The 15,045-nt window shown below is 42.7% G+C and carries 13 protein-coding genes, 1 tRNA gene and 1 pseudogene; 7 read left to right on the top strand and 8 right to left on the bottom strand.

The window, feature by feature from the left end:
- Positions 1-4: 4 nt before the first annotated feature.
- Positions 5-1,039, bottom strand: coding sequence for a tRNA preQ1(34) S-adenosylmethionine ribosyltransferase-isomerase QueA (gene queA, locus BS636_RS02465; protein ID WP_099337358.1), 1,035 nt, complete (start codon positions 1,037-1,039; stop codon positions 5-7).
- 168 nt (positions 1,040-1,207) lie between these two features.
- On the opposite strand from queA, the gene BS636_RS02460 reads away from it, so the two are divergent.
- A tRNA-Leu gene (locus tag BS636_RS02460) sits at positions 1,208-1,294 on the top strand.
- A gap of 176 nt (positions 1,295-1,470) precedes the next feature.
- On the opposite strand, the gene BS636_RS02455 is transcribed toward BS636_RS02460, so the two are convergent.
- Positions 1,471-1,923: a hypothetical protein gene (locus BS636_RS02455; protein WP_099339583.1), complete on the bottom strand. Its 453-nt coding sequence runs from the start codon at positions 1,921-1,923 to the stop codon at positions 1,471-1,473.
- 182 nt (positions 1,924-2,105) lie between these two features.
- On the opposite strand from BS636_RS02455, the gene BS636_RS02450 reads away from it, so the two are divergent.
- The gene (locus BS636_RS02450; RefSeq protein ID WP_099337357.1) at positions 2,106-2,519 is read left to right on the top strand and encodes an RcnB family protein; all 414 of its coding nucleotides are present in this window, start codon (positions 2,106-2,108) and stop codon (positions 2,517-2,519) included.
- Positions 2,520-2,696: 177 nt separating this feature from the next.
- Here BS636_RS02450 and BS636_RS02445 read toward each other — a convergent pair whose 3' ends face one another.
- Positions 2,697-3,191 (bottom strand): phosphate-starvation-inducible protein PsiE, encoded by a 495-nt coding sequence (locus tag BS636_RS02445; RefSeq protein ID WP_099337356.1) that lies wholly within the window; start codon positions 3,189-3,191, stop codon positions 2,697-2,699.
- Between the two features lie 181 nt (positions 3,192-3,372).
- On the opposite strand from BS636_RS02445, the gene BS636_RS02440 reads away from it, so the two are divergent.
- Positions 3,373-3,579 (top strand): hypothetical protein, encoded by a 207-nt coding sequence (locus BS636_RS02440; RefSeq protein ID WP_099337355.1) that lies wholly within the window; start codon positions 3,373-3,375, stop codon positions 3,577-3,579.
- Positions 3,580-3,634: 55 nt separating this feature from the next.
- On the opposite strand, the gene BS636_RS02435 is transcribed toward BS636_RS02440, so the two are convergent.
- The 3 genes from BS636_RS02435 to BS636_RS02425 all read right to left on the bottom strand — a co-directional run bounded on the left by BS636_RS02435 (position 3,635) and on the right by BS636_RS02425 (position 8,348).
- Positions 3,635-5,416, bottom strand: a complete 1,782-nt coding sequence (locus BS636_RS02435; protein WP_099337354.1) for an acyl-CoA dehydrogenase C-terminal domain-containing protein — start codon at positions 5,414-5,416, stop codon at positions 3,635-3,637.
- A 170-nt stretch (positions 5,417-5,586) separates the two neighbouring features.
- The gene (locus BS636_RS02430) at positions 5,587-7,389 is read right to left on the bottom strand and encodes an acyl-CoA dehydrogenase C-terminal domain-containing protein (RefSeq protein ID WP_099337353.1); all 1,803 of its coding nucleotides are present in this window, start codon (positions 7,387-7,389) and stop codon (positions 5,587-5,589) included.
- 329 nt (positions 7,390-7,718) lie between these two features.
- Entirely contained in the window at positions 7,719-8,348 is a 630-nt protein-coding gene (locus BS636_RS02425) for a hypothetical protein (RefSeq protein WP_099337352.1), read from the bottom strand.
- A gap of 137 nt (positions 8,349-8,485) precedes the next feature.
- On the opposite strand from BS636_RS02425, the gene baeS reads away from it, so the two are divergent.
- The 4 genes and pseudogenes from baeS (at position 8,486) to BS636_RS02405 (ending at position 13,024) form a co-directional block, all read left to right on the top strand.
- Positions 8,486-10,141 carry a sensor histidine kinase efflux regulator BaeS gene (gene baeS / locus BS636_RS02420; protein WP_099339582.1) on the top strand — a complete coding sequence of 552 codons (1,656 nt, stop codon included), beginning with the start codon at positions 8,486-8,488 and terminating at the stop codon, positions 10,139-10,141.
- Positions 10,142-10,153: 12 nt separating this feature from the next.
- Complete coding sequence (locus BS636_RS02415) at positions 10,154-10,840, top strand: response regulator (protein ID WP_099337351.1); 687 nt, start codon at positions 10,154-10,156, stop codon at positions 10,838-10,840.
- 117 nt (positions 10,841-10,957) lie between these two features.
- Positions 10,958-11,464, top strand: coding sequence for a GNAT family N-acetyltransferase (locus BS636_RS02410; protein ID WP_099337350.1), 507 nt, complete (start codon positions 10,958-10,960; stop codon positions 11,462-11,464).
- A gap of 206 nt (positions 11,465-11,670) precedes the next feature.
- Positions 11,671-13,024, top strand: a pseudogene (locus tag BS636_RS02405) (amino acid permease).
- 109 nt (positions 13,025-13,133) lie between these two features.
- Here BS636_RS02405 and BS636_RS02400 read toward each other — a convergent pair.
- Positions 13,134-13,502 carry an MmcQ/YjbR family DNA-binding protein gene (locus BS636_RS02400; RefSeq protein WP_099337349.1) on the bottom strand — a complete coding sequence of 123 codons (369 nt, stop codon included), beginning with the start codon at positions 13,500-13,502 and terminating at the stop codon, positions 13,134-13,136.
- A gap of 76 nt (positions 13,503-13,578) precedes the next feature.
- Entirely contained in the window at positions 13,579-15,024 is a 1,446-nt protein-coding gene (locus BS636_RS02395; protein WP_099337348.1) for a protein adenylyltransferase SelO, read from the bottom strand.
- Positions 15,025-15,045: the final 21 nt, after the last annotated feature.

Below are 15,045 nucleotides of genomic sequence, written 5' to 3'. Positions count from 1 at the left end.
ATAATTATTTAGCCTGATCAATCAGCATAGCGTCGCCATAGCTGAAGAAACGGTATTTGCTTTCTACAGCATGTTTATAGGCATTCAGAATATTGTCACGATTTGACAAGGCTGATACCAGCATCAGTAGGGTAGATTCAGGCAAGTGGAAGTTGGTAATCAAACGATCCACCACTTTAAATTCATAACCTGGGTAGATGAAGATTTGTGTATCACCCGTCCAGCCTTTAAGCTCACCACCATTCGCTTGAGCCGCACTTTCAGTCGCACGAGTCGCCGTGGTACCCACAGCAATCACTTTATTGCCACGTGCTTTGGTGGCTTTGATCAGTGCCATGGATTCATCAGAGACCTGACACCACTCGCTGTGCATGATGTGATTTTCAATATCATTGGTACGAACTGGCAGGAATGTCCCTGCGCCGACATGCAAAGTCACAAAAGTTTTTTGAATACCTTTTTCTTCCAGCTTTTTCAGCAAGTCTTCATCGAAGTGCAGGGAAGCCGTTGGCGCAGCAACACTGGCCAATTTTGTCGGATCATTGAACACGGTTTGATAGCGTACCGTATCAATCTCTTCCGCTTCACGGTTGAAATAAGGCGGAATTGGCAGCGCGCCATATTTGTCTAGGACATCAAGAATCGGTTGTGAGAATTCCACAATAAACAGATTTTCATGGCGGCCTTGAACCGTCACTTTGACTGCGTCTGGACCGATAAACAGTTCAGCACCGGCTTTTGGCGTATTGCTGGCTTTAATATGACAGTGCGCGATGAATTGATCCATCATGCGTTCAACCAGAACTTCAACCGCACCACCTGAGGCACGTTTACCTTTTAGGCGGGCTTTCATCACTTTGGTATCATTCAGAACCAGTAAATCGCCTTCATTCAATAAATCCAGAATGTCGGTAAATTGGTGGTCATGATATTGACCTTCAGCATCGAGGTGTAAAAGGCGGGAAGCACTACGTTGTTCAAGCGGGTAGCGAGCAATCAGCTCATCTGGGAGATCAAAGCTAAAATCAGAAAGTTGCATGACAAGTTACGGTAATAAAAACTGGGCTTAGTATAAACTTTTTTCCTTTTTAGGGAGGAAATTGCAGCTTTATAGATCAAAAAAATGAGTTTTGTTTTAAAATTAAGCAAATGCAAAGAATCTGCGTTGACATCTGATCGAAACCGGGTAATATACCTCTCATCCACTCCCGAGGTGGTGAAATTGGTAGACGCGGTGGACTCAAAATCCACTGTCAGCGATGACGTGTCGGTTCGAGTCCGACCCTCGGGACCAGATATCTGGAAAGGCTTCAAGCATATTAAGACTTGAGGCCTTTTTTTATTGTCTGAAATTTGATGGAATCACTTTAATAGCTTTTTATTTTCAGTGACTAAAGATTTAAGTGAAGGCTTCACTATAAAAAATCCCTCTTAAATTAGAGGGATTTTTTTTATTTTAATTAGGAAATTTTAAGGTGCTGGATTTGGTGGAACCAGTTTATCCAAATCTTTATCGGACATTTGGTCGAGTTCAGCAATATCAGTTTTGATTTTCCACTGAGATTCTTCATCCACTGGATTCGGCAGACGTGCTTCTAACCAGTCACATACTACATCCGGTGGGAAATCTGCATTATTGCATTGAATCACCCAGCACAGAAAATCCTTTGCCACACCATTCATATAGGGAGGAGGGGAGACAGGTAAAAACTGAGTCGGCAAGCGTTCATTCTTGGAAATATAATTAAGGACATGACCCAGTTCCTGTACGGTTTGCCAAGCCAGTGGATGATCTACATCAATACGAAACTTGAACCACCATGCTTGCTTGCCATCAGATCCATAGCTATCAATCAGGTTTTTTTGAACACTTGGGACTTTACAGAAATATTCGTATAAACGATCAAAACTTAAATCGGACACGACGTTGGACTCAAAATTCGGAAAATCAAAGTTTAGCATAAAGCATGTATGCAGCACCTGAGCCACTGGACAAATATCTATTTCGTGATGGCTGATAAATCCTTATGGCATAACCAGATAAATTCATATTTTCTCCGTAAATTTTGTATAAAATATAGGCAAACCTATCGAGGGAAGTTCCTATGAAAATTATCTTGTCCAGCGCCTGTCTAGCTGCACTCTTATTTGGAGCTTCTATAGCAGCTATGGCAGGAAATGACTGGGTCGGTTATACCAGCAAAGATACTTATAAACGTCCTTTGCCTCCACGTCCACTACAGCAGCATTATCCACAGCGTCCATTGCCACCTGTGCATCATTATCCGAATCGTCCTGTCCTTCAGAATGGGGTTAGCATTCAATATCAGGCACCGACTACTATTTATCAAAATTCAAACAGCTATAGCTGGGTGAATGGTGATCCGAATGTGGCGCATATTGAAAGCTCACGTTATGTGTTGATCAATGACTGGCGCCGTCTCGGCCTACCTGATCCACCTGCGGGTATGCACTGGATTTTTGAAAATGGACGTTATGTGTTGGTGAATAACCGATAAGTTTTCAATCCCTCTCTTTCGCTATATATGGCTTACCGTTTAATAAATGGGGATTTATTTTCTATCATTTTTATGAAATTTTTTAAAAATTTCCCTCTCCTTTTAGGAGAGGTGATTGGATTTTTGATTAATGAATCCCCCTATATCCCCCTTTTTCAAAGGGGGACTTTTTAAAGGTTATGCCAACTCATCATCTTCAGGACGTGGGGTTTTGCCCGGTGGTAATGGTTTCTCACTATGCTTATCTCGAATGATCGAAGGATAGGTCCAGGATGCATAACGTACGACTAAAATAGCTAAAGCCAAAATCAGGATAGAACCGGTAATAATCACTTGATCCATGCTGGCCTTATGTGTGTGCTGAATATCAGAAATCAGCAGGCGTGTCAGCGCGGTAATTGCGATATAAATCAGGAAACGAACTGGCATATGATTGGTTTTAAAATAAATACCAACCATTGCTCCCAATTCTAAATAGATAAATAACAGCAGAATGTCATCAATACTGGCAAATTGTTTAACCGTTAAAATGTCGATGACGGTATGACCGGCAGACCAGATCACCATACAGCCAATGATAAACAGGGCGAGATAATGGAAACTTTCTACGGCAAGATTACCGCAACGGTCGAGGAGGGCTTCTATTTTTAGGGCTTTGGGATTCGGTTTCATTACGATGTCCTCCTGATTAAGAATGAATAATTTATAAATCTCAGGAAATGTCCTGCAAATTTCATGCAAAGAAAGATGACTTATGAAAAATAAAAATTTAAAAAGATGAAAAAGTGTACTTTTTTCATAGCAAATTGCTATATTGTAGAAGCTGTACATCGAATAATGAGGGAGAAAAAAGATGTTAGAAAAAATCCAAAATAAGATTAGTCAATTAGAAGCAGGTAAAAAATTAATTCTAGGTACGGGGATTAAAAGTGATGATATGCAGAAAGTCTTAGAACTGTGTGAATCATTGCAGTCTGAAGGGGAAATCCGAATTGTAAACAAGCATCTGAATCCTAAGGTGGCCAATCAGCCAGATACGATTCTGATCGAAAAAGTTTAAAAGAGTAATAAAAAAACGCCTGCGATTGCAGGCGTTTTTTTATGGCTTAAGAAGCTTAAGCTTGAGTAGTGAAGTAATCTTCAGAGAATTGTGTTAATGCTTCTGAACCCGCTTTCACTTTAGTAATACGCAGCGCTAGTTCAGGCAGGATACGTTGTACGAAGTAACGCGCAAGGCCGAGTTTGTTCTGATAGAACTCACCTTGTTTGTCTTTCGCAGCATTGGCAATGCGCGCAAACATGTAAGAGAAGCTCAACAGACCTACCGCATGTAGATAATCTACTGCTGCACCATTCGCATATTCAGGATTTTCTTTTGCAGCTTCAAGGATGTGCTGAGTCACTGCTTCAACTTCTGCAGCAGCATCAAGTGTTGCATCTTTAATGAAGTTCAAATCCGCATCTAGTGCATTAGTGAAGTCACGGATTTCCTGGATATATTCAGCGATGAATTCACCGCCACACTTAATCGTCTTACGACCGATCAAGTCTTGAGATTGAACGCCGTTGGTCCCTTCGTAGATCTGTGAAATACGCAGGTCACGGATACATTGTTCCATACCCCATTCACGGATATAGCCATGACCACCGAAGACCATTTGTGCATCAAGTGTTGCATTAAATGCAGTATCTGTTAGGTATGCTTTCGCGATTGGCGTTAGCAAGGCAACACGGTCGTTAGCTTTTTTGATTGCTTCTGCATCTGTAGAGAACTTGGTGATGTCGAGCTGTTGACCTACGTACACAGCGAAAGCACGAGATGCTTCGTTGTTCGCACGTGCGTTTAAAAGCATACGACGTACATCACCGTGAACTAAGATACTATCCGCTGGTTTGTTTGGAGATTGAACGCCAGAAGCGCTACGACCTTGCAGACGATCTGTCGCATATTGTGCTGCATTTTGATAAGCAAACTCAGATGCACCTAGACCTTGGATCCCCATAGACAGACGTTCGTAGTTCATCATCACGAACATTGCTGCCAGACCTTCGTTTTCTTTACCAACTAAGTAACCTTTGGCACCGTCGAAGTTCATCACGCAAGTTGCAGATGCCTTGATCCCCATTTTATGTTCAATTGAACCTGGACCAACAGGATTACGTTCGCCCATTGAACCGTCTTCATTTACCAGGAATTTAGGTACGATAAACAGGGAAATACCACGAGAGCCAGCAGGTGCATCAGGTGTTTTTGCCAATACCAGGTGAATAATGTTTTCAGCCAGGTCGTGGTCACCGCCAGTAATGAAGATTTTAGTACCCGTAATGCTATAAGTACCGTCACCATTGCGTTCAGCTTTGGTTTTGATAATACCGAGGTCAGTACCCGCATGTGGTTCTGTTAAGCACATAGTACCTGACCATTCACCTGAGTAGATTTTTGGCAGGTAAGTTTCTTTTTGTTCTTGAGAACCATAGCTGTTCAGTGCCATACCCGCACCGACAGATAGCAGTGGATACAGCATGAAAGAAGGGTTGGTAGCAAACAACATTTCGTCTGACAGTACAGTCAGCATTTTTGGCATTTCCTGACCGCCCCATTCAGCGTCAGCACCCAGGCCAATCCAGCCACCTTCAGCATATTGTTTGAAAGCTTCTTTAAAGCCTGCAGGAGTGGTCACTGCGCCATTTTCATATTTCGCGCCTTCTTCATCACCGCTACGGTTCAATGGAAGGGTTACGTTTTGCGCAAATTTAGCCATTTCTTCAAGAATAGCTTCTGCTGTTGCAGCATCTAAATGAGCTAAATTTTCATTGGCTTGCCAGAATTGTTCTGCATTGAATACATCGTTCAGGATGAATTTCATATCGGCAAGTGGCGCGTTATAAATTGGCATAGTGTGTCACCTGTTTATTGTTTGATTCGATTGATTTTGAGTCAGTCTAATGCATTAAAAATCTTATTGTTAGACGACTAAAGGTTAATTCTGTAACTCTTTATAAAGAAAAAGGACGCCTTAAAAGTAACCGTCCTTTTCCTTATTTCTGCATTTAAAATTGCATCAGCTTAGAATGCGAAATGTTCCGCATCCAGGCTCATTAATGGCTCTACACCAGTCGCAATCAGGTCAACGTGTGAACGAACACGTGGCAGGATTTTCTTGAAGTAGAAACGTGCAGTAGTCAGCTTCGCATTGTAGAAGTCTACATCAGTTGTACCTGCAGCCAATTGCTCTTGAGCAACCAGTGCCATACGTGCCCATAGGTAAGCAAGCGTCACATAACCAGAGAAGTACAGGTAATCTACTGCAGCAGCACCCACTTCTTCAGGGTTTTGCATAGCACGCATACCGATCTGCATAGTCAGGTCGCCCCATTCCTTGTTGAGCGCAGCAAGTGGCTCAAGGAATTCTTTTAGACCAGCGTTGTCTTTGTTGGCTTCAGCAAATTTATGGATGATCTTGGTGAAGTCTTTCAACATTGCACCCTGAGTACCCAATACTTTACGACCTAACAGATCCAGCGCTTGAATCTCAGTGGTACCTTCGTACAGGCAAGAGATACGTGTATCACGTACGATTTGCTCCATGCCGTGCTCAGAGATAAAGCCGTGACCACCGAATACTTGTACACCGTGTTTCGCAGCTTCTGAACCAGTTTCGGTCAGGAATGCTTTTGCAATTGGGGTTAATAGAGACAGGATGTTGTCAGCAAATTTGCGGTCTGCTTCTTCTACACCGTGTTCAACCACGTCAGCATATTGGGCCAACAGGTAAACCAGTGCACGACCACCTTCAGCAAATGCTTTTTGAGTTAAAAGCATGTTACGTACAGCAGGGTGAACGATAATTGGATCTGCTTCTTTTTCCGGTGCTTTAGGACCAGTTAAAGAACGCATTGCTAAACGGTCTTTCGCATACGCTAACGCGCCTTGGAAAGATGATTCAGATGCAGACAAACCTTGTACAGCAGTACCGATACGTGCAGTGTTCATGAATGTGAACATGCAGTTCAGACCACGGTTTTCAGGGCCAATCAGGAAGCCTTTTGCATTGTCAAAGTTGATTACGCAAGTTGCATTACCGTGGATACCCATTTTGTGTTCGATTGAACCACAACGTACGCCATTACGCTCACCGATAGAACCGTCAGCATTCAGGTTGAACTTCGGCACGATGAACAGGGAAATACCTTTAGTACCTTTAGGTGCGCCAGGAAGGCGAGCCAGTACGATATGGATGATGTTTTCAGCCATGTCGTGTTCACCAGCAGAGATAAAGATTTTCTCGCCAGAGATTGCGTAGCTACCGTCTGCTTGTGGTTCAGCTTTAGTACGGATAATACCAAGGTCAGAACCTGCATGAGATTCAGTCAGACACATGGTACCTGTCCATACACCTGAAACAAGGTTAGGCAGGTAAGCATCTTTTTGTTCTTGAGAACCGTGGTGTTCTAAAGTACGTACAGCACCATGAGATAGACCAGGGTACATGCCCCATGCCCAGTTCGCAGTACCAACCATTTCAGAAATGGTGATACCTAAAGAGTTCGGTAAGCCTTGACCGCCATATTGCTCTTCTGCAGAAAGAGAAGGGAAACCTAGCTCGATGTATTTTTGATACGCTTCTTTGAAGCCAGTCGGAGTAGTGACAACGCCGTCGTTCCAAGTACAACCTTCACGGTCACCGACCTGGTTTAAAGGAGATAATTCATTTTCACAGAAGTCAGCTGCAGCTTCTAGGTACTGATCCACGAGCTCACGACTTACGTTTTCCTGGAATGCAGGCAGGCTGGCATAATGTTGTTCAGCATTTAAAAGCTCATGCAAAACAAATTGCATATCACGTAAAGGCGCTTTGTATTGTGGCATATCGGTTTCCTCAATACTGGTTTATACCAGCGTTATAATCCTGAATTAAATTGAAACGTGCCTTCACTGACACGTATTGACATGGGTCTAATCGTGCAACATCTTCCCTGTTGGCACAAGCATTTCAGGGCGATTTCTTGGTGACTGTAAAGTCAAAGATAATTACCCTTGAAATCTTAAGTATATTGAGTGTAAACGTTTTTATAAAAAAATATCTGACACGAATGGTCAAAAACCTGCACACTTAGATAGACTTAGTTCTAAGAATGAACAGGCATAAAAAAAGACACCCGAAGGTGCCTTTTTAACAATAAATTTCAAATGCTCAATTAAGATGCTTTCACAGCTGGCGCTTTAACCGGAGCATTTGGCTGGAAGCGCACGTGGCATTGACCGTTAATGGTTTTTTCACCAATTTTAATCTGTGCAGCTGCACCGTCTTTTTTACCTTGGCAGGCTTGAACAACCGCTTTCTGTTGTGCCTGACGTTGAGCGAGCCGCTGGTCAAACTGTTTGACCATGTCTGCACGTTGCGCATCAGTCAGCGCTTCACCACGGTTTGATGCACCGCGGAAGTCACCGCGCATTGGACGATGTTCACCCTTCATGCCGCGAAACTCGCCACGCGCAGCTTTCATGTCTTTACGATCGGCCTTGAAGTAGATCTGACAAGTACCATCTACAGTTTTATCACCGGCTTTTACCTGAACTGCACTACCAACTGCTTTATTGTCACAGGCTTGTTGCATTTGCTTAAAAAACGCAGCACGTTGTGCATGCATCTGCTTAAATTGTTCGCGCTGTTCTGGAGTGAGTTGACGGCCTTTATGATCTTGATGATGTTTCATCATCTGCGGATGATCTTCACCTTGCACTTGCTTGGTTGATTGACACGCAGTCAATGCCCCCATCGATAGAACGCTTGCACCTAGGACGATGATTTTTGTCATTGCTTTCATTGTATTTGTCTCCACGCCACGGGCCTGATATATATGCTGCAAAGAATAAACAATAAAGATGAAGAAACAATGAAGAGTTTTTTTAGCCTGTGTTCGCTACAATAATGAATCTAGAGGAAAAAACTGAGAATCTGCTTTTGAATATTCGCCGCATTCCGATTGCACTCCGGCTGTTTTTAACAGTGCTGTTTACCACCTTGGTGATTACCACGGTGAGCCTCGGTGTGCTTCATCTTAACATGCAGCGTAATTTCACACGCTATGTTGCCGATGTAGAAATGCAGAAACTCGATCATGTCATTGAAAACCTGGCCGAGGTTTACGGGGTTTATGATGACTGGGGCAATGCGATTCAGGCACAGATTCTACAGATCGAAGGTGAAGCAGCTCCAGATGATTATGACCGTCTGTCGCGTTGGTGGTTGCGTCGCCAGTATGATATTGCTCTGCAACAGCGCTATTTTAAAGATCAAACCTTAGCCAATGTGGCTCCAAGTCTGATGGGCACAGATGCTGAACAGCGTGCCGCGAATGAAGAAGAGTTACGTGTACTGGCAGCTAACTTACCTTCACAGTTTCAGCCTTTTGAAGGTTTAAAGTTCCCACTGAGTTCTAATCAAAACCTGTTTAGATCAGATCGTAAAAATGGCTCTCAGTTAACAACTCAGCCGCAAGCTGGTAAAAAACAGTTTATCCAGATGCCCGATCGTCTCGGTTTAAGCTCACGTTTATCTCTCTATGATGCCAAACGTCGTTTCGTAGTGGGTGAGCCTTCGGATGAGCAGATTTCCTATCGTCCGATTATGGTCGACGATAAAATTGTGGGCTACTTAGGTTTAAAACCGGTTCTAGACCAAGAAGATGCACTCAGCATCAATTTCTTTAGTAATCAGAAACGTTACTTGTTCTTAGTATATGGTCTAAGTATTCTGACCAGTTTGATTGCTGCACTGTTGTTAGCGACCTATTTCAAAAAGCCGATTCAGCGTTTGCTGAAAGGGACACGTGAACTCACCAAAGGCAATTATCAGCATCAGGTTAAAGTAAACCGTAATGATGAATTGGGTGATCTGTCTAACGAATTAAATCAGTTAGCCGTCATTCTGGATCAGCATGAAACTTCACGTCGTCAATGGGTAGCGGATACTTCACATGAGTTGAAAACGCCTCTAGCTGTGTTGCAGGCACAGATTGAAGCGATGCAGGACGGTATTCGTAAACCAACACCAGAACATTTTGCTTCGATGCTAGGCCAAGTCACTAGCCTGAAAAAACTGACTCAGGATCTGGCGGCTTTGGCACAGGCGGATGCACAGCAATTACAGATGTATGTCAGTACGGTGAATCCATGGGATGTCGTGCAGCAGGAATTAATGAACTTCCATCCGAAGTTTGAACAGGCGCAATTAACTGTGACTGCAGAAGGTGAAGGTGCAGAAGTCGAGCTGGATTTGGATCGTTTTAAACAGATTGTGGCCAACTTGTTCAGTAACAGTATTCGCTATACTGAAGCAGGCGGGCAGGTGCATATTCATACTGAACAGAATGAAAAAGAATGGACCTTATATGTCGATGACAGTCCATTTGGTCTGACTGATGAACAGCTGGCACGAATTGGTGAGCGTTTCTATCGTGTAGATGACTCGCGTACCCGTGCAACTGGTGGTACCGGACTTGGTTTGGCATTATCGTGTAAAATTACTCAAGCATTAGGCGGCAGTTTAAGCTTCGACCATTCACCATTGGGTGGATTGCGTTGCAAACTGACCTTTCCTAAACAAATGAAATCATAAGGAAGTTTATTCATGAAACATATCATGCTGGTTGAAGACGAAGTCGAACTTGCACAGTTGGTGCGAGACTATCTAGAAGCTGCTGGTTTTGAAGTCAGCATGTTTCATGATGGACAGGAGGCCTATAACAGCTTTACCCAACGTAAGCCAAGCCTGATGATTCTGGATCTGATGGTGCCACGTATGGACGGTTTGACCATCTGCCGTAAGGTGCGTGAGCAGTCTGATTTACCCATCATTATGGTGACGGCACGTACTGAAGAGATTGACCGTGTATTGGGTTTAAACATGGGTGCAGATGACTATATCTGTAAACCATTTAGTCCGAAGGAACTAGTGGCACGCGTGCAGGCGGTTTTGCGCCGTCTGGATCGTAAAGCTGAACCGGAAAGCAATGATTTGTTCCGTATGGATAAATCACAACAGCGCATCTGGTATCAACAAAAGGCATTGAACCTGACCCCAACCGAATTCCGCTTACTGGAATTGTTCCTTGAGCATGTCGGTCAGGTGTATTCACGCGCGCAATTGCTGGATCACATTAATCCAGACAGCTTTGATGTAGCAGACCGTGTGATTGATAGTCATATCAAGAACCTGCGCCGCAAGATTTCTGATGCTGCGGAAACAGGTAACCGTCATGAGTGGATTCAGGCAGTGTATGGTGTAGGCTACCGTTTTGAATATCCTGAGGACTGATCTAGTCTAAGGAAATCATAAAAGCGAATAGAGTATTTCTATTCGCTTTTTTATTTTCTGGAAAATACTGCGGCACGTTTTACTATAAAAATAACCAGATCAAAGGAAGAACCTTCGATGGGCATCCAGATTCGTGATGAACAAAAAACTGATTTGCAGGCAATTGAAAATTTAACCAAACAAGCGTTCTTAAATGCCGAACATAGTAGCCATACCGAACATTTTATTGTGAATAGACTGCGCAATCATGGTCAACTGATGGTGTCGAGGGTTGCAGTTGAAAATGGAATCATTGTTGGGCATGTGGCGATTTCTCCTGTGACGATATCTTCAGGAGCAAGGGGCTGGTATGGACTTGGCCCAATTTCTGTATTGCCCGAAAAACAGGGAATGGGGATTGGTTCATTGCTTATACATGCAGCTTTAGAACGATTAAAACAGTTTGATGCTCAAGGCTGCGTAGTGTTGGGTGATCCAAATTATTATTCAAGATTCGGTTTTCAAACTTATCCAGAGTTATATCTGGCAGATGTACCTCCAGCATACTTTCAGGCGATTGCATTTCATGAACCTATTCCGAGAGGAGAGGTGGTTTATCAGGAGGCTTTTAATGCGATTGATTAACAGCATCAGAAACCAAAAAAAATTACCTAGAAAAAGATATGGCTTTATTTGCAATTAGAATCAAATTAACTATTTATGATCTCATTTAAACTAATTATTTTAGACGAAAAAATATAAATTTAACAATTAATTACTTAAATTTATGAGTCGGCTGATTGGCTATAGACCCGATACAATCCTATTTTTATTCATCATGGGAATATGTCTTGGAGAGTGAAACGCCGCAGTTGCAACGCCGTTTGAAGAATCATCATATCCAATTGATAGCCCTGGGCGGTGCCATTGGTACTGGCCTATTTTTAGGTTCAGCTCATATCATTCAGTCTGCTGGTCCGTTCATTATTTTTAGGTTACCTGATTGGTGGTCTGATTGCCTTTCTGATCATGTGCCAACTCGGTGAAATCATTGTGCATGAACCTGTAACTGGTTCATTCAGCTATTTTTCCTTTAAATATTGATGTGAGTTTCCAGGATTCTTAACCGGCTGGAATTACTGGATTCTGTATATTCTCGTGGCGATGACGGAACTGACTGCAATTGGTAAATACATCAATTACTGGTGGTCAGAGATTCCCGCATGGGCTTCGGTATTATTTTTCTTCATTCCTGTCACCGCCATGAATCTCACCAATGTCAAAATTTATGGGGAGTCGGAATTTTGGCTGTCGATGATTAAAGTCCTTGCGATCGTCGCGATGATTTTATTTGGGATCTATTTACTGTTTACCGCAGATGCAAATTCTACAGCTTCAATAACAAATTTATGGGCACATGGGGGGGTCCCCAATGGCTTTGAAGGCCTGTTTTATATGCTTACCTTTATGATGTTCGCATTCGGCGGGATTGAACTGATTAGTATGGCGGCTGCCGAAACAGAAAATCCAGAACAGAATATTCCCAAGGCCGTGAATCAGACCGTGATTCGCGTGTTTCTATTTTATATCTGTTCTTTAGCGGTTTTATTGTCACTTGTACCTTGGAATCAGTTGAACTTAGGTGACTTAGACCATAGTCCATTTGTAATGATCTTTAATCTGATCGGTATAGATTGGGCAGCACATTTACTCAATTTCATTATTCTGGCGGCGTCACTTTCTGTGTGTAAGAGTGGGATGTATGCTAATAGCCGGATGCTGTTGGGTCGGGCGGAACACGGTAATGCACTGAAAGCCTTTAAAAAAGTGAATGCACGAGGGATTCCTGTTCCTGCAGTGCTATTCTTGTCGTTGCTGATTTTCGGTTGCGTAGTGCTGAACTACTTTATACCTGAAAAAGCCTTAAGCTATCTGATTTATATTGTAGTTGCGGCAGCGGTATTGAACTGGATCATAATCACTCTGATTCATCTTAAATTTAAGCAAGCTATTCGGATACAAGCCATACAGACCAGATTCTCCGCATTGTTTTCACCTCTAAGTAACTATCTGGTTTTAGCCTTTATGTTCACGGTACTGTATATCATGTGGGATCAAGGTTTTATGTTGTCAGTGCTGATGTTGCCGGTGTGGATCATGTTACTATTTGTTTTGTTTAAATTTTTGCATAGGAAGAAGGTATAAATCTTAGAGGTAAAACTTAATAGAAAGTACAAACACCAAAATTTACTCATTAATAAATATTTTCTTCAAATGAAAAAAGCGAGTAGCAACAGTGCTATTCGCTTTTTTATTAGATATTTTTAATCAGCTCAATACGTTGCCGTTCAGCCTTACGTAATTTAGACACAACCAGCTCATAAGAATTAAATATCAGATCTTTTACCAAAGATTCATCCAATTCATCATCCTCAAATATGGTAATCCAATGCCGTTTATTCATATGCCAGCCAGTACGAATATAAGGATAAATATCCCGTAGCATGTCGCCATGCTCAGGTTCAACTTTCAAGTTAATCGCTGCTTTGCCTTGCAGATGAAACTGCAGCATAAACACTTTATCCAGCACCTTATACACATCGCAGCCTTCACCAAATGGCTGGGTACAACTCACCTCTGGAAAGGAGAGTGCGGTTTGATTGGCGATTGAGGGTAAGGTCATAAGCGATGAATAATTCAAAGAAAAACTGTGGATAATGTCTAAATTATCCACAGTTTTGGAATGACTTGTGAATAAATTAAGATGAACAGCTCACCATGACTTCCGGAACATCACTTGGTAATGGGCCTAGATCTTCAGGCTGTTCCAGCTCAGATTGCTTGATAAATGGCTGACTCAATAGCTTAAACAGGCGATCTACTTCTGAAAAGTCATCTGCTTCGGCAAGTTCAATTGCTTTCTGAGCCATATGATTACGTAGAATATAATGTGGATTGGCTTTAGTCATCTCAGCATCTAATTCATCAGTGTCCTGATATTCACGGATGCTCTGATACTGACTCAGGAAACTTTCAAAGCTGCGGCGATCCAAGCAATCATCTTTGATCGCTTCATACTCCTTATTCTGCAGACGGATAAAGCTTTGGGTATAATCTAGTTGTTCGCTTTGCAGGATTCTCAAGAAAGCCATAGCACAGTCAAAACTGTCTTTATGGAAACCTGGCAGACCCATTTTTTGGGTAAGACCCAACTTATAATGTTCTAGGAAGGTTGGCTCAAAATGTTCAAGACAATCAGATAAATCCTGTTTCCATTGCTCTTTATCATAGTCAGCAGGGCAGAGTGGAACCAGATTGTTCAGCCAGGTCCATAGGTTCCAGTGCGCAATACTGGGCTGCTGTTGGTAGGTATAACGCCCTTGATAATCCGAATGGTTGTTGATCCAGTTCGGCCGGAAGCGTTCCATAAAACCATAAGGACCAAAGTCCAATGTGGAACCGGTAATATTTAGGTTATCGGTATTCATCACGCCATGTGCAAAACCCACCAATTGCCATTTCGCGATCATGACGGCTGTACGTTGAATAGCCTGAGTTGCAAAAGCCAGTACTGGTTGTTCTGCTTGCTGGCATTCTGGATAATGCCACTCGATACATTTTTGCGTAAATTCGGTGAGTAGATCAGGCTGATACTGATTGATCCATTCAAAATGACCAAAACGGATATGACAGTCAGAAGTCCGTAACATCATCGCTCCAGGTTCAAGCCTTTCACGCTGGATCCCTTGCGTCGATGAGGTAAAGCCAACAGCATTACTAGATGCGATGCCCAAGGAGTTTAAAGCATGACCTGCAAGATATTCACGAATCACCGAACGTAGTACGGCACGACCATCACCCATACGGGAATAAGGTGTAGATCCAGCACCTTTCAAATGCAAATCAATAGTCTGATTATTTTGATCTAGAATTTGCGCAATTAAAAGTCCACGTCCATCCCCAAGTTGGCCAGCCCATTGACCAAACTGATGTCCAGCATACACCATCGCTAGTGGCTCAAATTCAGCAAAGGTTTTTTGACCACTGCAAATTTCGACCCATTCAGCTTTGTCTTGTTCTGTCCATTGCAGCTGATCAGCTAAAGCTTCATTAAAATGCCCGGCTTTAGGGCCTTTTAATGGAACTGGTTGTTGATGATGATAGAAACGGGAAGGGAGGGTGTTATAACGGGCATTAAAGTGCATAGCAATCAAATTTAGCGTGTA

This window comes from Acinetobacter sp. LoGeW2-3 (genome assembly GCF_002688565.1).
Taxonomy (GTDB): domain Bacteria; phylum Pseudomonadota; class Gammaproteobacteria; order Pseudomonadales; family Moraxellaceae; genus Acinetobacter.
The sequence above is the reverse complement of the archived record's forward strand: the minus strand, read 5'-3'. Positions and strand labels throughout refer to the sequence as shown.